General features: G+C 66.7%; 13 protein-coding genes. 2 read left to right on the top strand and 11 right to left on the bottom strand.

Going from position 1 to position 22,321, the window contains the following annotated elements:
• Positions 1 to 217 precede the first annotated feature (217 nt).
• The 5 genes from AC1DOQ_RS01860 to AC1DOQ_RS01840 form a co-directional block, all read right to left on the bottom strand.
• Complete coding sequence (locus AC1DOQ_RS01860) at positions 218 to 1,216, bottom strand: glucokinase (protein ID WP_477359826.1); 999 nt, start codon at positions 1,214 to 1,216, stop codon at positions 218 to 220.
• A gap of 222 nt (positions 1,217 to 1,438) precedes the next feature.
• Complete coding sequence (locus AC1DOQ_RS01855) at positions 1,439 to 2,392, bottom strand: VTT domain-containing protein (protein ID WP_477359717.1); 954 nt, start codon at positions 2,390 to 2,392, stop codon at positions 1,439 to 1,441.
• Between the two features lie 253 nt (positions 2,393 to 2,645).
• The gene (locus AC1DOQ_RS01850; RefSeq protein ID WP_477359715.1) at positions 2,646 to 4,346 is read right to left on the bottom strand and encodes an ABC transporter ATP-binding protein; all 1,701 of its coding nucleotides are present in this window, start codon (positions 4,344 to 4,346) and stop codon (positions 2,646 to 2,648) included.
• 6 nt (positions 4,347 to 4,352) lie between these two features.
• Positions 4,353 to 5,369, bottom strand: a complete 1,017-nt coding sequence (locus AC1DOQ_RS01845) for an ABC transporter permease (protein WP_477359713.1) — start codon at positions 5,367 to 5,369, stop codon at positions 4,353 to 4,355.
• 9 nt (positions 5,370 to 5,378) lie between these two features.
• Entirely contained in the window at positions 5,379 to 6,317 is a 939-nt protein-coding gene (locus AC1DOQ_RS01840) for an ABC transporter permease (protein WP_477359710.1), read from the bottom strand.
• Positions 6,318 to 6,638: 321 nt separating this feature from the next.
• On the opposite strand from AC1DOQ_RS01840, the gene AC1DOQ_RS01835 reads away from it, so the two are divergent.
• Positions 6,639 to 9,413 carry a TonB-dependent receptor gene (locus AC1DOQ_RS01835; protein ID WP_477359709.1) on the top strand — a complete coding sequence of 925 codons (2,775 nt, stop codon included), beginning with the start codon at positions 6,639 to 6,641 and terminating at the stop codon, positions 9,411 to 9,413.
• Between the two features lie 102 nt (positions 9,414 to 9,515).
• Here the strand turns inward: AC1DOQ_RS01835 and AC1DOQ_RS01830 are convergent, their stop codons facing one another.
• The 3 genes from AC1DOQ_RS01830 to aroG form a co-directional block, all read right to left on the bottom strand.
• Positions 9,516 to 10,208 (bottom strand): type 1 glutamine amidotransferase domain-containing protein, encoded by a 693-nt coding sequence (locus AC1DOQ_RS01830; RefSeq protein WP_477359707.1) that lies wholly within the window; start codon positions 10,206 to 10,208, stop codon positions 9,516 to 9,518.
• 96 nt (positions 10,209 to 10,304) lie between these two features.
• Entirely contained in the window at positions 10,305 to 10,910 is a 606-nt protein-coding gene (locus AC1DOQ_RS01825; RefSeq protein ID WP_477359705.1) for a TetR/AcrR family transcriptional regulator, read from the bottom strand.
• Between the two features lie 95 nt (positions 10,911 to 11,005).
• Positions 11,006 to 12,064 (bottom strand): 3-deoxy-7-phosphoheptulonate synthase AroG, encoded by a 1,059-nt coding sequence (aroG, locus tag AC1DOQ_RS01820; RefSeq protein WP_477359703.1) that lies wholly within the window; start codon positions 12,062 to 12,064, stop codon positions 11,006 to 11,008.
• Between the two features lie 430 nt (positions 12,065 to 12,494).
• On the opposite strand from aroG, the gene AC1DOQ_RS01815 reads away from it, so the two are divergent.
• Positions 12,495 to 15,353, top strand: a complete 2,859-nt coding sequence (locus AC1DOQ_RS01815) for a TonB-dependent receptor (RefSeq protein ID WP_477359701.1) — start codon at positions 12,495 to 12,497, stop codon at positions 15,351 to 15,353.
• A gap of 75 nt (positions 15,354 to 15,428) precedes the next feature.
• On the opposite strand, the gene tldD is transcribed toward AC1DOQ_RS01815, so the two are convergent.
• The 3 genes from tldD to AC1DOQ_RS01800 all read right to left on the bottom strand — a co-directional run bounded on the left by tldD (position 15,429) and on the right by AC1DOQ_RS01800 (position 22,175).
• Positions 15,429 to 16,889, bottom strand: a complete 1,461-nt coding sequence (gene tldD, locus AC1DOQ_RS01810; protein ID WP_477359698.1) for a metalloprotease TldD — start codon at positions 16,887 to 16,889, stop codon at positions 15,429 to 15,431.
• 142 nt (positions 16,890 to 17,031) lie between these two features.
• Entirely contained in the window at positions 17,032 to 17,835 is an 804-nt protein-coding gene (locus tag AC1DOQ_RS01805; protein WP_477359695.1) for a carbon-nitrogen hydrolase family protein, read from the bottom strand.
• Complete coding sequence (locus tag AC1DOQ_RS01800; RefSeq protein ID WP_477359692.1) at positions 17,835 to 22,175, bottom strand: YhdP family protein; 4,341 nt, start codon at positions 22,173 to 22,175, stop codon at positions 17,835 to 17,837. The genes AC1DOQ_RS01805 and AC1DOQ_RS01800 overlap by 1 nt, the downstream gene beginning before the upstream one ends.
• Between the last annotated feature and the right edge of the window lie 146 nt (positions 22,176 to 22,321).

The raw sequence follows: 22,321 nt of genomic DNA, 5'->3' as shown, positions 1-22,321 counted from the left end.
CGGATACCGTGGGGGCTTCATGCCGGCCACGCGGCAGCCCGCCGGAAAGCGGACTGCAAAGATAGACTTTCAGGAGAAACGGCGCTGCTGGAGCAGGAAGGACGACATCGTTTCTACCGATTGGCGGCCATTGTACCCGATAAAACCCGGAAAGGGAGAAGCCGCGAACAGGTGCGCGCGGATCGGCATGGCGGATGCTGCGCCGCCCTGCGCCCGCTCAAGCGGCAAGGCGCTCGGCCAGGATCGCGGAAACGCCCAGGAAAGCCGGATACTCGGCCGTGATCACATAGGTCGGGACCGCCGCCAGGTAGGCGGCAAAGCGGCCCTTCTGCTCGAAGCGGCGGCGGAAGCAGGAGCGCGCGAAGCGTTCGCCCAGGCGCGGCACGATGCCGCCGCCGATGTAGACCCCGCCCTGGGCGCCCAGGGTGACGGCCAGGTTGCCGGCCACCGTGCCCAGCATGCCGCAGAAGGCTTCGACGACCTCGTCGCACAGCGGGCATTCGCCGGCCAGGGCGCGGCGCGAAATCTCCGGCGCGTCCAGCACGGGTTCGGCCGCCCCGCGCAACTCGGCCAGCGCGCGGTAGATCAGCTCGACACCGGCGCCCGACAGCAGGCGCTCGGCCGATACATGCTCGAACTCGCGCCATGCGTACTGCAGGATCGCGATCTCGGTGTCGTTGGCCGGGGAAAAGGTGACGTGGCCGCCTTCGCTGCGCAGCGCGGTCCAGCCCTTGCCGTCCGGCGCCGGAATCAGGCCGGACACGCCGAGGCCGGTGCCGGCGCCCAGCAGGCCGATCGGTGCATTCAGGCCGGGCGCGCCGCCGCCGACCTGGACCTTGTCGCCGTCCGCCAGCCAGGGCAAGGCCATCGCCAGCGCCTCGAAATCGTTCACCACCACGAAGGTATCGAAGCCGCACTCGCGGCGCATCGCCTCGATCGAGAATTCCCAGTGGTGATTGGTCATGCGCACCATGTCGCCCAGCACCGGATTGGCAATCGCGATCGCCGCATGGCGCACCGTACCCGAGCCGGCCACCGCCTCGGCCACCGCCGGCAGGGCCAGGTAGGCGCGCAGGGCATCCGCCAGCGTCGGGTGGCTGGCGCAGGACAGCACTTCGATGTGCGCGATGCGGCCCGGGCCCAGTTCCAGCGCGAAGCGCGCATTGGTGCCGCCGATGTCGGCGAGCAGGCGCGGGCTGGCATGCCCCGCGGTCATGGTCGGGGAAGCGGCGGACGGCTGGAGAACGGTGGATGCGGGCGCAACAGTCATGGCATGGAATCGGAAACAGATTCCAGAAGCTTAAGGACTTCTCGGCTTCAGCGCAAGCGTTTATTGTAGTTTAGGTACATCGGCCTTTGTTTCTCTAGGAATCTCACGAAAGATTGCTAGGATTCATGAGTAGTCGAGCTACCAAACCTGGCCTGCGCAGGCGCTTGCTCAGCCGGCTTTCGGCTTGAGTTCGACGTCCGCATCGGCGGCGGCGCAATCCGCGTTCCAGGCGTCGAGGCCCCCGCGCAGGGGGCGGGCGCGGTGGAAACCGTTGGCGAGGAAGGTCTTCGCGACCTGGGCCGCGGTGACATCGTTCGGGCAGCTGCAGTAGATGACGATATGGCGGTCGCGGTCGAGGCTGGCCATCAGGCGTTCCGGGACGGTGTCGCCGTAGACCAGCGCGCCCGGGATGCCCTGCTCCAGCTGGCGCGCGGTGACGCCGCGGGCATCGACGATCAGCGGGTCGTGGCCGGCCTCGAGCAGGGATTTCAGCTCGGCGGTGGTGATGCGCGGCAGCTTGGCGGCGCCGAGGTTGCGGCGGCGCTCGATGTACTTGAACAACACGAACAGGGCCAGCAGCGCGCCGACCACCATCAGGGCCGTGCTGCCGAGGGTCTCGAACCAGGCGATGACGTCGTCGACGCTGCCGTGGAACCAGGCGCCGAGGCCCATGCCGACGCCGCTCCACAGCAGCCCGCCGGCCATCGACAGCCACAGGAAGCGCTGGGTGGTGGTGCCCATGGCGCCGGCCAGCGGCGGGGCGATGGTGTTGAAACCGGGGATGAACTTGGCGACCACCAGCGACTTCGCGCCCCAGCGGCCGAAATTGTCTTCGGTCTGGCTGACGCAGGAATCGGGTGACAGCGAAATCTTGCACAGCAGGCGCAGGATGCGCTTGCCGTAGTAGCGGCCGGCACGGAACCAGAAATAATCGCTGACCAGGCAGGCGGCGATGCTGGCCGCCAGATAAAGCGGCCAGTTGGCTCCCTTGTCAACCGCCAGCGCGCCGGCGATGATCAGCACCGGGAAGGCGGGAATCGGCAGGCCGATCTGTTCAAGCAGCACGATGCCGAACACGATCAGCGCGCCGTAAGTGTGTATCAGGTGGGAGAGCGAGGCCATGCCAATATGGTATCGGAAAAGCCCGCCCCGCGCCCCCTCCATATGCCTCTTGCCGGGGGCGCGACGCCTTAAATTCGGGGTCAGAGCACATTTCGCAACAGATTCGGGGTCAGAGCACTTTTTGCCCTTGCACTAACTGAAGCGATCCATGCCGAAGCTCGGCCAACCGCAGCTAAAGACCCGGCTCCGAAAAATCGCTCTGACCCCGAATTTCAGCGGAAATGTGCTCTGACCCCGAATTTTTGACGCAGCTTCAGGCGCCGCGCGGGATGGCGTTCAGCAGCGTTTGGGTATAGGGGTGACGGGGGTTGCGGTAGAGCTCGTCCGAGTCTGCCATCTCGACCACGCTGCCGTGGTGCATGACCATCACGCGGTCGGAGATGTACTTGACCACGGATAAGTCATGCGAGATGAAGATGTAGCTCATCTTGTACTCGTCCTGCAGGTCCTGCAGCAGGTTCAGCACCTGGGCCTGGACCGAGACGTCCAGCGCCGACACCGACTCGTCGCACACCAGGATCTCCGGTTTCATGGTCAGGCAGCGCGCGATCGCGATGCGCTGGCGCTGACCGCCGGAGAACTCGTGCGGATAGCGGTGGAAGGCCTGCTCCGGCAGCCCGACCCGCTTCAACAGGTAGTGGGCGTGCTCGACGCGCTCGGCATCGTTGGAACCGATGCGATGGATGCGCATCGGTTCCAACAAGATCTGGCCGACCGTGAATCGCGGGTTCAGCGAGGCATAAGGGTTCTGGAAGATGATCTGGATGCGCCGTTTATAGGCCTGGTACTCGCGGTCGCTCATCGCCAGCAGGTCGCGGCCTTCGAACAGGGCGCTGCCGCCGGTGGCGCGGTGCAGGCGCAGCAGGGTCAGGCCGACCGTGGTCTTGCCGGAACCGGATTCGCCGACCACGCCCAGGGTCTTCCCGCGCGGCAGCGTGAAGGAGACATCCTTCACCGCCTGGAACTCGCGCTTGCCGAACAGGCCTTCGCGCAGATAAAAACTCTTCTTCAGCCCCTCCACCACCAGCACGTTGTCGTCGGAAGCAGCATAGCCGCGCGAGCGCTGCGGCAGCACGATCTCCGTCGAGTAACGCCCGCTCAGCACATCGTCGATGACGGGCAGCCGCACCGGCCGCTCGTCCAGCTTCGGCCGGCAAAGCAGCAGCGCCCGCGTGTAGGGGTCGGCAGGCGCATGAAGTACCGACGAAGCAGGCCCCTCCTCCCGCACCTCGCCATGCCGCATCACGATCACGCGGTCGGCAATCTCGCCCACCAGCCCGAGGTCGTGGGTGATGAACAGCACCGACATCTGGTGCTTCTTCTGCAGCCGCGCGATCAGTTCCATGATCTGCTTCTGGATCGTCACGTCCAGCGCCGTGGTCGGCTCGTCGGCGATCAGCAGGCGCGGTTCGCAGGCGATCGCCATCGCGATCATCACGCGCTGCTGCTGGCCGCCCGACATCTGGCCCGGATAGGCGTCGATCTTGCTGGCCGGATCGGGGATGCCGACTTCGTCCAGCAGTTCGAGCGTGCGCGCGCGCGCCTGGCGCTTGTCCATGCCCAGGTGCTGGCGCAGCACTTCGCCGATCTGGAAGCCGACCGTGAACACCGGATTCAGCGAGGACATCGGCTCCTGGAAGATCATCGCGATGTCCTTGCCGCACAGCTTGCGGCGCGCCTCGATCGACTGCCCGAGCAGCTCGCGGCCGTCGAAGCGGATCGAGGAGCCCTCGTGCATGATCGTGGTCTCGACAGGCAGCAAGCCCATCACGGCCAGCGAGCTGACCGACTTGCCGCTGCCGGACTCGCCCACCAGCGCCACGGTGGCGTTCCTCGGCAGGCTGAAGGAGATGCCCTTGACGGCTTCGAACGTGCGCTTCTTGTCGATGCGGAAGGAAACGCGCAGGTCGCGCACTTCAAGCAGAACGTCAGGCAATGGCTGGTCAAAAGTCATACGGTCTCACTTCAGTTTCGGATCCAGCGCATCGCGCAGCGCATCGGCAAACAGCGAGAAGGCCGTCACCAGCAGGGCCATCGCGCTGGCGGCGGCGGCCAGCTGCCACCACTTGCCCAGGATGAGTTCATTCTGCGCTTCGTTCAGCATGCTGCCCCAGGACACCACGCCGACCGGCACGCCGAAGCCCAGGAAGGACAGGATGACCTCGGCCTTGATGAAGCCGACCACCAGGATCGACATCTGCACCAGCGCCACGTGCGAGACGTTCGGCAGGATGTGCGAGAACATCCGCCGCCAGCCGGAGGCGCCGATGGCGTCGGCCGCCATCACGTATTCGCGCGCCTTGTGCTTGATGTACTCGGCGCGGATCAGGCGGTAGGGCCCGGTCCATCCCGTCAGCCCCAGGATCAGCACGATGGTCAGCACGCCCTTGGTCTGCAGCACCGCGGCCACCGTCAGGATCATCAGGATCGACGGGATCGAGGTGAAGATGCTGTAGAACCAGTTGAACAGGTCGTCGACCTTGCCGCCGTAGAATCCGGAGACGGCGCCGAACAGGGTCCCCAGCGCCACCGCCACCAGGGCCGCGACCAGGCCGACCACGATCGAGGTCTGGCCGCCCTTGATGGTCTTTTTAACGATGTCGTGGCCCCATTTGTCGGCGCCGAAAGGCAGGGTCGCCGCCTTGACCACCTGCGTGGCGTGGCCACGCCGGGCCAGCTCCGCCTTCGATTCGGCGATATCGGCCGCCAGCGGATCGAAGGCATTCGGCGGTGCCGGCGCGGACGGACGGCTCAAGGCCGCCAGCGCGGGATCGGGACCGACGAAGGTCGGCGGCGCATAGTTGACGGCGACCTCGTTCTCCCAGTCGGCGGCCACCAGGCCGGTGGCGGACAGCAGCACCGACAGCAGGAAGATCAGCACCACCGCCAGCGAGGCCATGGCGATGCGGTCGGCGCGCAGGCGGCGCCAGGCGAGCGCCCACAGGCCGGGCGAAACGTTTTCGATCATTTGATTCATTTCAGCTGCTCATTTGAGCTGTACGCGAGGATCCACCGCCTGGTACATCAGGTCGGCCAGCAGGTTGAACACCATGGTGGCGGCGGCCACGTAGACCGTGATCGCCTTGATCACCGGGAAGTCGCTGCGCTCGACCGCCAGGATCACCTCGCGCCCGATGCCCGGGATGCCGAAGAAGCGCTCCAGCAGGAAGGCGCCGATCAGGAGGGCAGGCAGGTTCGCCATCACGTAGGTGATGATCGGGATCGCCGCATTGCGCAGCACGTGGACCCAGACGATGCGCCGCTCCGACAGGCCCTTGGCGCGTGCGGTGCGCACATAGTCCTGCCCCACTTCGTCCAGCACGAAGCTGCGGAACAGGCGCAGGGTCGGCGCCACCGACACCGTCAGGCCGATCAGGATCGGCAAGGTGGCGTAGCGCAGCAGGTTTTCGAGGAAATGGTCGCCCCAGCCCTGCACCGGGAACAGGCCCAGCTTGTAGGCCAGCCCGTACTGGAACACGATGATGTAGACCAGGATCGAGATCGACATGCCGACCGTGCAGGCAATCATCACCAGGCGGTCGGTCAGCGAGCCGCGCACGAAAGCGATGGCGAGCGCCAGCGCGATCCCGATCAGGGTCTCCAGCACGGTCAGCGGCACCAGCACCGTCAGCGAAGGGCCGAGCCTGGTCGACAGGATGTGCGAGACCGGTTCGCCGGTGCTCCAGGCATTGCCGAAATCAAAGCTCAGGATCTGCTTGACGAAGATGCCGAGCTGCACGTACCAGGGCTGGTCCAGGCCGAGCTGGGTGCGGATGTTGGCGATCGCCTGCGCATCCGCCATCTTGCCCGCCAGCAGGTAGGACGGATCGCCGCCGACCCAGTTGAACAGCACGAAGACCAGCACCACGACGCCGGCCATGGTGGGCAGCATTTGCCACAGCCGCCGGAGGATATAAGCAAACATCGGGGATTCCGGGTGAAAAGCGAAACTATAGAACAGTTTCCGAATGTTGCAGAGCAAAAAATTTTCCACCGCCTAACAGGGAAAATGCATACAAGTGTGGCATTTACGCAATGTTACGAAGAATTCATATTCATTCATATTGACACTGTAAGGACAGGAATGATCTGATGAGCCCGCGTCAGGTGAAAAAATTCTCATTTCTCACCGAACGACAATTGGTTACCTCTAGTGCTCGTATTCCTTGGTATATGCATGCCAAAGATTGACAAAAAAGCATATGCATGTGTGGACCGATTCATCAGACCATTTCTTGGAGTTGGAATGTATAAAAGAAAAGCTGTAGCCCAAGCAGTCTCCTTTGCCGTCGCCTACGTGGCCTTCGGCGCAGCCGCGATGGCGCAGGACACCTCGTCCGCCCCGATGCAGCGCGTCGAAGTCACGGGCTCGAGCATCAAGCGCGCCACCGCCGAAACCGCTTCGCCGGTCCAGGTGGTCACCCGCGAAGACCTGGCCAAGTCCGGCAAGGGCACCGTCGCCGAATACCTGCAGACCCTGACCGCCGACGGCGCCGGTTCGCTGCCGACCGGCTTCGGCAACGGCTTCGCCGCCGGCTCGACCGCGATCTCGCTGCGCGGCCTGGGCGCGACCTCGACCCTGGTGCTGCTGAACGGCCGCCGCATGGCCCCGTTCGCGCGCGCCGACGACGGCCAGAAGAGCTTCACCGACCTGTCGACCGTGCCGATGGAAGCGGTGGAACGCATCGAGATCCTGAAGGACGGCGCGTCCTCGATCTACGGCGCGGACGCGATCGCCGGCGTGGTCAACATCATCCTGCGCAAGGACTTCACCGGCCTGGTCGCCAAGGGCGAGCTGGGCGAGTCGCGCTACCGCGACGGCGAAGTGGCCAAGGGCACCCTGACCTGGGGCAAGGGCGATCTCGACACCGACGGCTTCAACGTCATGACCAACCTCGAGGTCTACGGTAACCACGAGCTGATGAACAAGGACCGCGCCGGTCGCAAGTGGATCGGCCAGGGCGACATCCGTCCGTGGGGCTATGCGGCCAACAGCCAGTTCGCCGGCGGCTACATCACGCCGGGCGCTTCCAGCCCGACCCCGACCGGCGCCCTGCGCGATCCGAAGACCGGCAACTACGTCTCGCTGCCGGGCTGCTCGCAGTTCTCGCCGGTGGTCAACCAGGACCCGGCCGGCGGCTGCCTGTGGTACCAGGACCAGTTCCGCTCGATGCAGCCGAATATCGACGGCGTGAACCTGTATGCGCGCGGCACCAAGAACCTGGACGGCGGCCTGCAGCTGTACGCGGAAGCCGGCTACTCCAAGCGCGACACCTCGTTCACCCTGACCCCGCCGGCGACCAGCTCGACCGTCGCCTTCCCGCCGAACGCGGCCAGCCCGACCGGCGTGATCGCCTACGGCAACACGATCCTGATGTCGGCCAAGCATCCGCAGAACCCGTACGGCGCCGACGTGCGCCTGCGCTACTCGATGTTCGACGTCGGCCCCAGCACCCGCTCGGTGGACAATGCCTTCAACCGCTTCGTGATCGGCATCAAAGGCCAGAAATTCGGCTGGGACTTCGACACCGCCTACCTGCACTCGATGTCGAAGCTGGACCTGAACTACAGCAACATGATCAACATGAAGGTGCTGCAGGCCGCCCTGGGCAATCCTTCCAGCCCGTACTTCCCGTACTACATCGGTACCCAGGCCAGCAAGAACCCGTCCTCGCTCTACGCCGCGATGGTGACCAATGCGACCTCGCATTCGACCACCAAGCTCGACATCGTCGACTTCAAGGCCTCGCGCGAGCTGATGCAGCTGCCGGGCGGCGCCATGGGCCTGGCGGTCGGCGCCGAACACCGCCGCGAGTCGCTGGACAACCCGTCGCTGTCGGGCACCGCCGACGGTTCGATCAACGCCTCCTACGTGGCGGCCAAGGGCGACCAGAACATCTCGGCAGTCTTCGTCGAAGTGGCTGCGCCTGTGATCCAGACCGTCGAACTGACCGGTGCACTGCGCTACGACAAGTACAAGAACTTCTCGTCCACCACCCCGAAAGTCGGCATCAAGTGGACCCCGCTGAAGACCTTCGCCCTGCGCGGCACCTACTCGGAAGGCTTCCGCGCCCCGGGTCCGGCCGAAGCCGGCGTCGAGTCGCAGAGCACCGGCAGCTCCTCGGTGCGCGATCCGGTCCGTTGCCCGGGCGGCGTCCCGGCAGCCGGCGGCGCAACCCAGGCCGACTGCGCGATCTCGATCGGTGCGGTCAAGGTCGGCAACCCGAAACTGTCGCCGGAAACCTCGAAGGGCTACACCCTGGGCATGGTCTGGGATCCGCTGGCCAACACCAGCCTGTCCGTGGACGGCTTCAAGATCCGCCGTGAAAACGAGATCAACCCGCTGTCCTACGTCGAAGCAGCCGCCCTGCCGACCGCGATCCGCAACGACAACAACCTGGTCGTGAACGGCGTCGTGATCCCGAACACGGGCACCCTGCTGCTGTCGAACGCACCGTACCAGAACTCGAGCTTCACCGAGATCAAGGGCGTGGACTTCGACGTCAAGCAGCGCGTCAAGCTGGGCGACTACGGCCGCGCGGTCGTGGGCCTGACCTGGACCCACATCGCATCGTGGGTACGCGCCGAGAAGAGCGGCACCCGTTACCAGTACGCCGGCACCCACGGCAACTGCGACACCTCGAACTGCGCCGGTACGCCGAAGGACAAGATCAGCCTCAGCGCTTCGTGGGACTACAGCCAGAAGTTCAACATGACCGCGACCGCCAACTACCGCGCCGACATGCAGAACGTGTACTTCGCCGGCGACAAGTGCGCCTCGCAGTTCGCGAACGGCAACCCGGCGCCTGGCGACTGCCGTCTGGCTTCGTTCACCACGGTCGACCTGTCGGCACGCTATAACGTGACCCGCCAGCTGCAGATCTACGGCTCGATCCAGAACCTGTTCGACAAGGTTGCTCCGCTGGATCCGCTGACCTACGGTGGCATGAGCTACAACCCGATGGACGCCAGCGGCGCCATCGGCCGCTACTTCAAGGTCGGCCTGCGCTGGACCATGTAAGCAAGAAAAACGGCGAATCTCGTTCGCCGTTTTTCGCAGCCCCCGCGCAGGCGGGGGCCCAAGGTGTCCAGCACGACGGCGAGCCCCCGGGCTCGCCGTTTTTCATTCCGCGGCGCCTGCGCGCAGGCGCTCCAGCAGCACGCTCGCCGCTTCCGCCGACGATCCGGGGTTCTGGCCGGTGATCAGGAGCCCGTCGCTGACTACGTAGGATGCCCAGTCCGCCCCCTTCGAATACACCCCGCCCTTCGCCTTGAGCTCGTCCTCGACGAGAAAGGGCACCACATCGAGCAATCCGACCGCGGCTTCCTCGCTGTTCGCGAAGCCGGTCACCCGCTTGCCTTCGACCAGGGGACGGCCATCCGGCGCACGCACGTGGCGCAGCACGCCCGGCGCGTGGCAGACGAATCCGACCGGCTTGCCCGCGGCCACGAAGGATTCGATCAGGCCGATCGAAGCGGGATCCTCGGCCAGGTCCCACAAGGGGCCGTGCCCGCCCGGATAGAAGACGGTATCGAAAGCGGCCTGCGAGACGCTGCCGAGGGGCACCGTGGAAGCGAGCTGCGCCATCGCGTCGGCGTCGGCTTCGAAACGGCGGGTGAGATCGGTCTGGAAATCCGGCTCATTGCTTTTCGGATCGAGCGGCGGGCGGCCGCCTTTCGGCGACGCCAGGACAATCTCGGCGCCGGCATCCTTGAAGGCATAATAAGGCGCGGCCAGTTCTTCCAGCCAGAAGCCGGTCTTGCGGCCGGTATCGCCAAGGCGGTCGTGCGAGGTCAGGACGATCAGAACTTTCATGCTACTCTCCCATGGTTGAGACCACTAATAGACCAGTCGTCTAGTTAGCGGCTAAAAAAAGCACCTTACGACAAGGTGCCCTTGTCCCTGCTTCGCTCAGGAAGCAAGGTGAAGCATCCGGCGCGTCGTCGCCAGGGCGGTATCGAAGGGCTGGGCCGTGCGCGCTATCTTGGCCATGATGCTGGCCCCCAGCCACAGCTGGTACAGGCTGCGCGCGACGCTCGCGGCATCGCCGTCGATGGTCAGCGAGCCCTCGTCCACGCCGGCTGCGATGGCCTGGGTCAAGCGGCTGACGATGCCTTCCGTGCCGCGCTGCAGCGCAAGGCGCATCGCTTCCGACAGGTCCGCCACTTCGGCGCCCAGTTTGACCGCCAGGCATTTTCCCTGGCAATCCTCGTAGGACTGCGATGCCTGCCACAGCTGCCAGTAATCCATCAGGCGCTGCGCCATCGTCAGGCCCGGCTGTGCGAGGATGCGATCGAATTCGGCCAGGTAGTCCTCGAAATAATTCTCCAGCAAGGCTTCGCCGAAAGCGTCCTTGGAGCCGAAGTAATGATAGAACGACCCTTTCGGCACGCCAGCCGCCGTCAGGATCTCGTTCAGGCCGACGGCCGAGTAGCCCTTGCCGGCCATGATGCGCTGCCCGGTCGCGAGAATGCCGGCGCGGACATCGGAATACGGGGCTGTGTTTTCAGTCGTCATGGAGTGCAGCTTAAACCGGAATAGACCAGTCGTCTAGAACTATTTTCGCTGCCCGGCTCAGTCGAGCCGGCAGCAATGATACTGGCCGTCGGACGTCAGTCCTGACGCAGCCGACGCTGGCGCACCGCCTGCGCCAGCCCTTCCAGCACGCCCACGCTGGTCTCCCAGTCGATGCAGCCGTCGGTGACCGACTGGCCGTAGACCAGCTCCTTGCCCGGCACCAGGTCCTGGCGTCCGCCCACCAGGTGGGACTCGACCATCACGCCGACGATACGGTCGTCGCCGGCCGCGATCTGGCCGGCGATGTCGGCGCACACCGGCACCTGGTTCTGCGGATTCTTGCTGGAGTTCGCGTGCGAGGCGTCGATCATCAGGCGGCCGGCGAGGCCGTTCGCGGCCAGTTGCTTGCAGGCGTCCTCGACGCTGGCGGCGTCGTAGTTCGGGGTCTTGCCGCCGCGCAGGATGATGTGGCAATCCTCGTTGCCGGCGGTCGACACGATCGCCGAATGGCCGCCCTTGGTCACCGACAGGAAATGGTGGGGCTGGGAGGCCGCCTTGATGGCGTCGGCCGCGATCTTGATGTTGCCGTCGGTGCCGTTCTTGAAGCCGACCGGGCAGGACAGGCCGGAAGCCAGCTCGCGGTGCACCTGCGACTCGGTGGTGCGGGCGCCGATCGCGCCCCAGCTGATCAGGTCGGCGATGTACTGCGGGCTGATCACGTCGAGGAACTCGGTGCCGGCTGGCAGGCCCAGCTCGTTGATGTCGCGCAGCAGCTCGCGCGCCATGCGCAGGCCGTCGTTGATGCGGAAGCTGTTGTCCATGTAGGGGTCGTTGATCAGGCCCTTCCAGCCCACCGTGGTGCGCGGCTTCTCGAAATACACGCGCATCACGATCTCGAGCTCGCCGATGAAGCGGCGGCGCTGCTCCGCCAGGCGGTGCGCGTATTCCACCGCCGCCTTCGTGTCATGGATCGAACACGGGCCGATCACCACCATCAGGCGATCGTCCTGGCCGTGCAGGATGCGGTGCAGCGCCACGCGCGCCGAAGCCGCGGTGTTCTCGGCGTTCGCCGTCACCGGAAACTCACGGATCAGGTGAGACGGCGGCGTCAGTTCCTTCATTTCGCGGATGCGTAGGTCGTCGGTGCGGGGCATTGCTGTTCTCCGTGTGCTGAGCTGACTTAAAAACGAAAAAACCGCCATCGCTGGCGGTTTTTCTGGAATCTTGCGTCGGACTTCGTTCTGCTGATGCGTGAACCTGCCGCTACTCCACCGCCGTCGGGCTGGAATGGCTAAACCAAAAATAAAAGGTAAAGAAGGCAGTGTGGCGCATGTGTGGTCCGGGGTGTTCGGTTGACTATAACAACAATATATGAGCATTGGCAAGCTCTTTATCCGTCGCGTGCGACCGTCATGACAGTCGATCGGTTGCGTGAAGCAGACATCCAACCTGGGCAAGCCAAACACGGTTGAGAGATGTCAGTCGTCCATGCAGCTCCGATGCAAAAGTCGGGATATGCCCCGGCCGACTTGCACCCTTCGCGAGCCGGGCAGGGAATCCATCAATGCCAACTGGAGTCTGGAAATGACTGAAACCCCGATATCCCGATCGATCCGGCGCCTGTTCGCCAGTGGCGGCGCTGCCGGTCTGGCGCTGCTGGCGCTGCCGGCCGCGCTGCCCTTGTCGGCCCAGGCGCAGGAAGCCGCGCCCAAGCCGATCCAGCGCGTCGAAATCACGGGCTCGAACATCCGCCGCTCCGAGGCGGAGACCGCGTCCTCCGTCATCACCGTCAACCGCGCCGACATCGAGCGCTCCGGCAAGGCCACCGTGGCCGAGCTGCTGCAGACCCTGGCGGTCGACAACCAGGGCTCGGTGCCGGTCAGCTTCGGCAACGGCTTCGCCGCCGGCGCCTCCGGCATCTCCCTGCGCGGCCTGGGTGCGGCCTCGACCCTCGTGCTGCTGAACGGCCGCCGCATCGCACCCTACGGCCTGGCGGACGACGGCCAGAAGCAGTTCGCCGACCTCAACATCATTCCCAGCGACGCCGTCGAGCGCATCGAGGTGCTGAAGGACGGCGCCTCGGCCATCTACGGTTCCGACGCCATCGCCGGCGTGGTCAACGTCATCCTGCGCCGGGACTACCAGGGCAACACGGTACGCGTCTCGCGCGCCTTCACCCAGGACTGGGACGGCAAGCAGACCAATATCGCCTTCACCAAGGGCGTCGGCAAGCTCGACACCGACCGCTACAACTTCCTGTTCAGCATCGAATACAAGAAGTTCGACGAGATCTGGTACCGCGACCGCGCCGACCGCGACTGGATCGGCCGGGTCGACCTGCGTCCCTGGGGCTATTCGTCCGAACAGGCCCTGGGCGGCACCGGCGCCATCGTTCCCGGCAGCGGCACCGCCGGCAGCGCCATCAACGGCAACGTGCGCCCGGTGGGCTCGACCGGCGACTACATCAACCGCGGCACCCTGATCCCGGCCGCGGCCTGCTCGAGGTTCACCAGCCACCCGCAAGGCGACCCCGGCGGCGGCTGCCTGATCGATGCGCCCCAGCTCTACAACCAGCTGATCCCGAAACAGGAAAACCTGAGCTTCTTCGCGCGCGGCACCTTCCAGGTCACGCCGGACATCCAGGCGTACAGCGAGCTCAACTACTACACCAGCCAGACCAGCACGTCGACCACGCCGTCCACGGTCAGCGGGTCGGTCGGCTTCCCGGGCGGCCCGGTCAACAACGGCATCGTCCGCCTCGGCCCCACCCATCCGGACAACCCCTTCGCCGGCACCCCCGCCACCCTGCGCTACCTGGCCGCCGACGTCGGTCCGCGCACCGCCCGCCTCGACGGCAACTTCATCCGCTGGATCGGCGGCGCCAAGGGCAGCAACTACGGCTGGGACTGGGACACGGCGATCCTGTTCTCGCACAACCACGTCAACAACACCCAGAACGGCTTCCTGCAGCGCGACGTCGCCTTCGCCCTGCTCGACCCGAGCGCGGCGAATGTCGCCGCCGCCCGCGCCGGCAGTCCGGTCTATGCGGCCCTGCCGCCGGGCACCGTCTGGCGCATCGGCGAGAACGCCGGCCTGAACTCGCCGGCGCTGTATGCGGCGCTGTCGCCGACGATCGGCAACCGCGCCAACACCAAGATGGTGCAGGGCGACGTCAAGGCCACGCGCGAATTCGACGGCATTCCCTACCTGGCCGGCAAGCTGGGCCTGGCGCTGGGCGCCGAGTGGCGCCACGAGGCGACCGAGCTGCAGCCGACCAGCGGCACCGAGCGCGGCAACATCATCGGCCTCGGCTATTCGGCCTACGAGGGCGCGCGCAATGTGTTCGCCCTCTACGGCGAGGCGCTGGTGCCCCTGCCCTACAAGGTGGAGGCATCGCTGGCCCTGCGCTGGGACCACTTCACCGACGTCGGCAACTCCTATACGCCGAAGGCCGGCCTGAAGTGGACGCCGGTGCGCGAGTTCGCCCTGCGCGGCACCTTCGCGCGCGGTTTCCGGGCACCGAGCTTCGCCGAGAACGGACGCGGCGGCCTGGCCGCCTACTCGACCGCGGCCGACCCGGTGCGCTGCGCCCTGGGCATCACCAGTGCCTGCAACCCGGCCTCGGTCGCCGTCATCACCTCACCCAACCCCGGCCTGTCGCCGGAGCGCTCGCGCAACTACTCGCTGGGCGTGATCTGGGATCCGCTGCCGCGCACCAGCATCTCGGTCGACTACTGGAAGATCAAGCGCAAGAACGAGATCAACCAGGAACAGGTCGGCGCCGCGATCGCCGCCAACCACGTGGCGCGCGACGCCACCAACGTCAGCGCCATCCCCGGCGACCCGGGCCCGATCGCCGCGGTGCTGACGCGCTACGAGAACTCGAACCAGACCAAGGTGCGCGGCCTCGACGTCGATGCGCGCTACGCCCACCGCCTGCCGGACGACTACGGGATGGCGACCGTCGACGTCAAGTACACCCGCCTGTTCGAATGGCTGCGCACCGAGCAGGACGGCAGCAAGACCGAGTACGCCGGCACCCACGGCAACTGCGACGTGACCAACTGCACCGGCACCCCGGACAACAAGATGAACCTGCGTTTCGGCTGGGAGCGCAACGACTGGCGGGTCTCGCTCAACGCCAACTTCCGCGGACGGATCCAGAACACCCTGTTCCGCGGCGACGCCTGCGCAGTGACTTTCGACAGCGGCGCCAACGCCCCGAACGGCAGCTGCGAACTGCCCTCGTTCACGAGCTGGGACCTGGTGGCACGCTGGAAGCCGCTGAAGGATTGGGAGGTGTTCGGTTCGATCCAGAACCTGTTCGACAAGGTCGCACCGCTCGACCCGCTGACCTACGGCGCCCAGTCGTACAACCCGCTCGACTTCGAAGGCGCGCGGGGGCGCTTGTTCACCTTGGGAGCGCGGTATACCTTCCAGTGAGCGGCTGATACACCGCGCAAAAACAAAAATGCCCGCAGCGATGCGGGCATTTTTCGTGTGACGGAGGGCTGGCGATCAAGCCGTACCACCCACCGTCACGCCATCGATACGCAGGGTCGGCTGGCCCACGCCCACCGGGACGCTCTGGCCTTCCTTGCCGCACACGCCCACGCCGGAGTCCAGGCGCATGTCGTTGCCGATCATCGAGATACGGTTCATCACGTCCGGGCCGTTGCCGATCAGGGTCGCGCCCTTCACCGGATAGGTCACCTTGCCGTTCTCGATCATATAAGCCTCGCTGGCCGAGAACACGAACTTGCCGTTGGTGATGTCGACCTGGCCGCCGCCGAAATTGACCGCGTAGATGCCGTTCTTGACCGAGGCCAGGATCTCCTGCGGATCCTTGTCGCCGGCCAGCATATAGGTGTTGGTCATGCGCGGCATTGGCAGGTGGGCGAAGGATTCGCGGCGCGCGTTGCCGGTGACCGGCATCTTCATCAGGCGCGCGTTCATGGTGTCCTGGATATAGCCCTTCAGGATGCCGTCCTCGATCAGCGTGGTGCACTGGGTCGGGTTGCCTTCGTCGTCCATATTGAGCGAGCCGCGGCGGTCCTTCAGGGTGCCGTCGTCGACCACGGTCACGCCCTTGGCGGCGACGCGCTGGCCGATCATGCCCGAATACGAGGACGAGCCCTTGCGGTTGAAGTCGCCTTCCAGGCCGTGGCCGACCGCCTCGTGCAGCAGCACGCCGGGCCAGCCCGGGCCGAGCACGACGGTCATCGGACCGGCCGGGGCCGGACGCGCTTCGAGGTTGACCAGGGCCGCCTGCACGGCTTCGTCGGCATATTTATCCAGCAGTTCGTCGCTGAAATAGCTGTAGTCGTAGCGGCCGCCGCCGCCGGACGAGCCCATCTCGCGGCGGCCATCCTGCTCGGCGATGACGGTCACGGACACGCGCACCAGCGGACGGATGTCGGCCGCCAGCACGCCGTCGCTGCGCACCACCAGCACCACGTCGTATTCGCCGGCCAGGCCGGCCATCACCTGCACCACGCGCGGATCCTTGGCGCGCGCGATCTTCTCGACGCGCTCGAGCAGTTTCACCTTGGCGGTGGCGTCGAGGGAATTCAGCGGATCGTGCGGCAGGTAGAGCGAGCGGCCGCCGCTCGGCTGGATGCTGGAGGCGACCTTCACGCGGCCGGCACCGGCACGGGCGATGGTGCGGGTGGCCGCGGCCGCGTCGAGCAGCGCGGCCTGCGAGATCTCGTCGGAATAGGAAAACGCGGTCTTGTCGCCGGACACGGCGCGCACGCCCACGCCCTGGTCGATCGAGAAGCTGCCGCTCTTGACGATGCCCTCTTCCAGGCTCCAGCCTTCGCTCTTGGTGAACTGGAAATACAGGTCGGCATAGTCGACCTTGTGCGTGAACATCGTCCCGAGCGTGGTGATGAGCTTGCCTTCGTCGAGCCCGAACGGCGTCAACAGCACGTCGCGCGCGACGGCGAGGGAGGAAAGATTCGGTTCGAATGGCTTCATGTTCAGGTCTTTCTGGTAAGGATAGGGGCATTTTGCCATATCGCGCCGGCGTTCGCGTTTGGCTGCGTTCGCGTGGGCACGGGGTGCCCACCCTACGGACGGCGGCATTGCGGTAGGGTGGGCACACCGTGCCCACGCGCGGTTACAACTTGCGGTGCTTCAGCGCAGGCAGGCTCTGACGCACTTCGGCCAGGACGTCCGTATCGACCTCGCCGACTACCACGCCTTCGCCCTCCGGCAGCTGGCCGATCACCTCGCCCCAGGGCCCGATCAGCATGCTGTGGCCGAAGGTGCGGCGGCCGTTGCGGTGGGTGCCGCCCTGGGCCGAGGCCAGCACATAGCACTGGTTTTCGATGGCGCGCGCGCGCAGCAGCACTTCCCAGTGCGCCATGCCGGTGGTGTGGGTGAAGGCGGCCGGCACCACGATCATGGCGACCTCGCCCATCGCCCGGTACAGTTCCGGGAAGCGCAGGTCGTAGCAGACCGACAGGCCGACCTTGCCGAACGGCGCGTCGAAGCTGCCGACGACTTCGCCGGGCACGATGGTGCGCGCCTCGTCGTAGCTTTCCTGGCCGCGGGTAAAGCCGAACAGGTGGATCTTGTCGTAGCGGCTGGCCGGCTTGCCTTCCGGATCGTAGACCAGGGTGGTATTCAGGACGCGTCCCGCTTCCGGCGACACCAGCGGCAGGGTGCCGCCGATCAGCCAGAAACCGTGTTCGCGCGCCTGCCCCGCCATGAACGCCTGGATCGGCCCCCGGCCCGGCTGCTCGGCGTGGCCGACCTTGTCCGAGTCCGACATGCCCATGATCGGCCAGTACTCCGGCAGGGTCACCAGCTTCGCGCCCTTGCCGGCGGCTTCCGCCAGCAGGCGGCGCGCGGTTTCCAGGTTTTCTTCGACGTTCGGTGAGGACACCATCTGCACTGCTGCGACTGTCGTCTTGCTCATCATTGGCCTTTCTTCTTCGCTGATTGTGCGGGCGACTGCGCAGGCGGCGCCGGATTGCCCGCCGTGGAGGCGGCCGCCGCGTTCGCCGCCTGGTTGTCGAGCTTGATCACATTGGGCGACTTCCAGGGACCGGTCACCTGCATGTGGTAAGTCAGCGCCTTCATCACCGGTGCCCTCAGGAAGAGCTGGGCCAGGTAGCTGCCCAGGCCGATGACCGGGTTGACCGCCAGCGCATACACCAGCGGTCCGGTGCCCAGGTTGAATTCCGGAATCACCACCACGTGCAGGTTGGTCGATTCATTGGCGATGTCGGCGGTGCCGTCCATCAGCACCGTGGCCGCCACCCCGTGCATTTTAAGATTATCCGTGTGCACCACTCCGCGCGAGATCATGGCGTTGGCGGTGATGCCGTCGAAGGCCAGGCCTTCCGAGAACACGTCGTGGAAGTCGAGCTTGAGCATGCGCGGCAGCATCTGCAGGCTCAGCACGCCGAGCAGCTTGGCCGCGCCCGGATCCTTCTTGAGGAACTGGCCGTCCTCGACGTTCATCTGCAGCTGGCCCGAGAGGCTCGGGATGTCGAGCGAATACGGCAGCCCGGCCCAGGAGATGTCGCCCGACAGCGAGCCCTTGCCGCGGCGCAGGGTGCCGGGGAAGCCGAGACGGTCGAGCAGGCGGCCGGCGTCGCTGATGTCGAGGTTGAAATTGAGCGCGGTATTGCTCTTGCCGTCGCGCGTCAGCCAGCGCCCGTTGGCCTTCAGCTGGCCGTCCGGATTGGTGATGGCGAGACGCTCGATGCGCCATTCGCGCCCGGCCAGGGCCTGGGCATTGCTGGCCACCAGCTCCAGGCGGCCGAACTGCTTGTCGAACAGCTCGAAACGCTCGGCCACGATGTCCAGGCCCGGGATGTTGGCGCCCGGGTCCTTGCCCGCTTCCAGCATGTCCTTGACTTCCCTGGCCGAGGATTCGGGGATGTCCAGCGAGGCCAGGCGCGCCGTCACCTTGCCCGACAGCTGGCCGTTCCGGGCTTCATCCCAGGTGACCCAGCCGGTGATCTGGCGCGAATCGACGCTGGCCTGCCACACGCCCGGCTGGTGCGACACGCCCAGCACCACGTCGTGCAGCGAGCGCTCGCCGATCACCAGTTCGCCGGCGCGCGCGCCGATCAGGTCCGGCACCACGTACTGGGCCATGCCGCCGCCCTGCCCGGCCTCTGGCGATGCCTGGCCGGCTGCCTCGGCGGGCCCGGCGATGCTCGACGCCGCCGCCAGCCAGCGGTCGACGTTCACCGACTTCATGTCGACGTTGATCATCATGCCGCTGTCCGGCTCCGGCGCCGGCACGTTCACGCCGATGCCGCCGCGCTTGACGATCCAGGGACCGTGGGGCTGGCGCTCGCGCACGTAGAGCGCCGCCATGGTGCTGCCGAGGGCGACCCGGATCTCGTCGTGGGCGACGCCGTTTTCACCTGGCGGCTGGCCGGTCAGCGTGAAGTGCAGCGGCAGCGCGTCCGCGGCCGGCTTGTTCAGCGGGGCCGGCAGTTCGACGCCGAGGCCGGCCAGGTTGGAGTCGAGCACGATCTGGGTCTGGCGGTCCCTGACCGTCACCGCGCCGCCGAAGCGGGCGCCGCCGGACAGCTTGCCGGCCAGGCGCTGCAGGGCCGGCAGCGAGCTCGTCGCGCGCATGCCGTCGGCGGTGGCGGTGCCGGCCATGCGGATCACGATGGCGCCGTCGCGCTGGGTGCCGCCGGACAGCTGCAGCGGCCCGCCCAGGAAGCTGGCGCCGATGCCGTTCAGGTTCACGCCGTGTTCGGTGAATTCGACCTTGCCGAGCGCGGCCTGGACCGGCGGCAGTTCCGGGAACAGGGTGATGTCGTTGTTCTGCAGCTGCAGCGCGCCCTGCACCTTGGTCTCGTGCAGGTCCGCCAGCGGCAGGTGCAGCTTCAGGCCCAGGCGCGCGCTGCCGCTGCCCTTGGTGTCTTCCGTGAAGTGGCCGATCCATTCCAGCACCGGGCTGCTCGCCACGTAGCGCAGGAATTCCTGCAGCTGGCCGGCGGCGGTGCCGTCGATGTCGAGCATCGATTCGTGGGAGCCCAGTTCGGGGATCACGGCGCGCACATTGCTCAGGTTCAGGCCGAGGGTGCGGGCGTTCTCGGCATGGATTTCCATGCGCGCGCGGTCGAACACGATGGAGCCGTTGATGTTCTCGGCCAGCGGCCACAGCGGCGTCTTGCCGTCCGCCGCGCGGTGCGTCGGCGCGTACTCGAGCTTGCCGTTGTCGATGCGGCCGCTGACGCGGAATTCGCCGCGTGCGCGCTCGGCCGCGGTGTCGCCGTGGAAGGGGAAGTGGGCCAGTTCGCCGCGCAGGCGCACCCTGGCGTCGCGCAGGGTGCCGCCCTGCAGCGCGCCGGTCAGCCATTCGCGCAGGCCTTCGTGGGTCACCAGCGGCAGCCAGCGGCCGATGGTGGCGATGTCGAAGCCGTCCACGGTGCCGGAAAAGTCGGCGCTGCCGGGGCCCTTGAGGCCGTCGCGGTGTTCGTTCAGCGGCAGCAGGTGGCGGCCCGACAGCGTACCCTTCAGGCTGCCCTGCGTGAAATTGAAGCCGTCGACCTCGACCAGCAACTGGTCGTCCTGCGGATAGGACCAGCGCGCGCGCAGGCCCAGTTCGTCGAACGGCAGGTCGGCTTCCGCGAACCAGGCCGGCAGCGCCAGCGCCATCTTTTCGGAGGCGATGTTGAGGCTGCCGCCGCGGTCGCTGGCGTCGATGCTGCCGCTCAGGTTGCGTACGCCCGGCACCGCCGCCCGCGCCGGGCGGGCCGGGTTGGCGCCCTCGGCCGGCTGGGCCGGGCGCGCCGCCAGCGCCTCGATGCCGAAGCCCTCGACCTGGCCGCGCAGCCGCCAGGCGGCCGGCCGCGGCAGGCTGCCATCCCATTCGGCGTCGACGTCGGTCAGGCGGCCGCGCGGCGCCAGCGCGGCCAGCAGTTCGCGCTGCTGCGGCGCCAGCGGCATCTGGGCCGCCAGCGTGGCCAGGGCGCCGAGGTCGACCTGGTCGGCACGCACCTCGAAGCGCTCCGGCTTGCCGTGCGCGGCCGGACGCCAGGTCTCGCTCAGCGTGGCCGGGGGCAGCACCACGCCGTCGCGGGTGACGACCGCGAAATTCTCGACGCCGATGCTGTGGCCGAGCGCGCCGAAGGTCGGCTTGCCTTCCTGGACGCCCGGCTTGATCTCTTCGCGCGCCGACAGCCGTCCGGACACCCGCGCCAGCTGCAGCGGCGGCGCATCGGCCGCCAGGCGGGCGCTGACCCCGGCCAGGGCGAGGTCGGCGGTAAAGCCGGCCAGGCGGGCCTGGTCGAAGTTGATCCAGGCGCGCACCGAGCCGCGCCCGGCATCGACGTTGAAGGGATAGCTGATGTACTGCTTCCAGCTGGCCAGGTCGGTGTTGCGCAGGTCGGCGTACAGCTCGCCCTTCCAGCGGCTGGTGTCGGAAGCCTTGGCGCCGAAGGCCGGGTGGGTGAAGCGGGCGCGCACGTCGAGCGGATCGGAGACCCCGGCCGGCGGCGTGGCGCGCAGGGCGAAACGGTGGGCCTTCCAGCGGTTTTCCAGCACCATGCCGAGGTCCGACAACTGCAGCACGGGCGCGCCGCGCAGCTCGTCGGTCCAGGACAGGCGGCCCTCGCGCACCACGATCTCGTGCTGGCGCAGCAGCCAGTCGGCACCGCCGCCGCCCTCCTCCTTTTTCTGGTTCGGGTCGATGCGCACGCCGGCCACCCAGAACACGCCGTCCGCGGTGCGGCGCACGTCGAGCTCGGGGCGGTTGATTTCCAGGCTCTCGAAACGCGGCTCGGCGGCCACCACCGACCACCAGGAGAAGGTTGCCGAGACCGAGGGCAGCGCCAGCAGCTGGCGGCCTTCGCGGTCGCGCAGGCGGACGTCGCCGAGGAAAAGGCTGGGATGCAGGCCGCGCCAGGAGGCGTAGACGCGGGCGATCGTGACCTGGTTACCGAGCACGCGGCTGGCGGCACGCTCGATGTCGGGCTTGTACAGGTCGATATTCGGCAGTACCGCCCAGCGCAGCGCCAGGAACAGCAGCATGAAGGTGAAATAGGCGAGCAGGACCGCCTTCACCGCGAAGCCGAGCACATGGTGCGAAGCCAGGTTGGCATAGCGGTAGGCGGCCTGCAGGCGGTGCCAGCGTTCGGACAGCGGCAGGTGGGCCTGGGCCGGAGGCGCCCCGGATGCGGGTTCGGAAGGCGCAGGCGCATCCGCGACACGGGCGTCTGCCGCGTGCCGGTCCTCGTCCTCTCGTCCGCCCTGCTGTTCCGGGTTGTGCATCAGGATGCTCAAATAAAGGCTTCGCCGTAAATATTTCGTCAATAAGAGAAGCGCTTGCAACAATCGCGGCGTCTACCTTACCATCACGCTGACCCAGGGCAGCATGGCGGGCAATTTTACCGCATAGCACGCCTCCCGGAACGTAGAAACTCGCCTGG

It is taken from the genome of Massilia sp. 01N417 (assembly GCF_056399645.1).
Note: the sequence above shows the minus strand (reverse complement) of the source record. Positions and strands in the feature narration are given on the sequence as shown.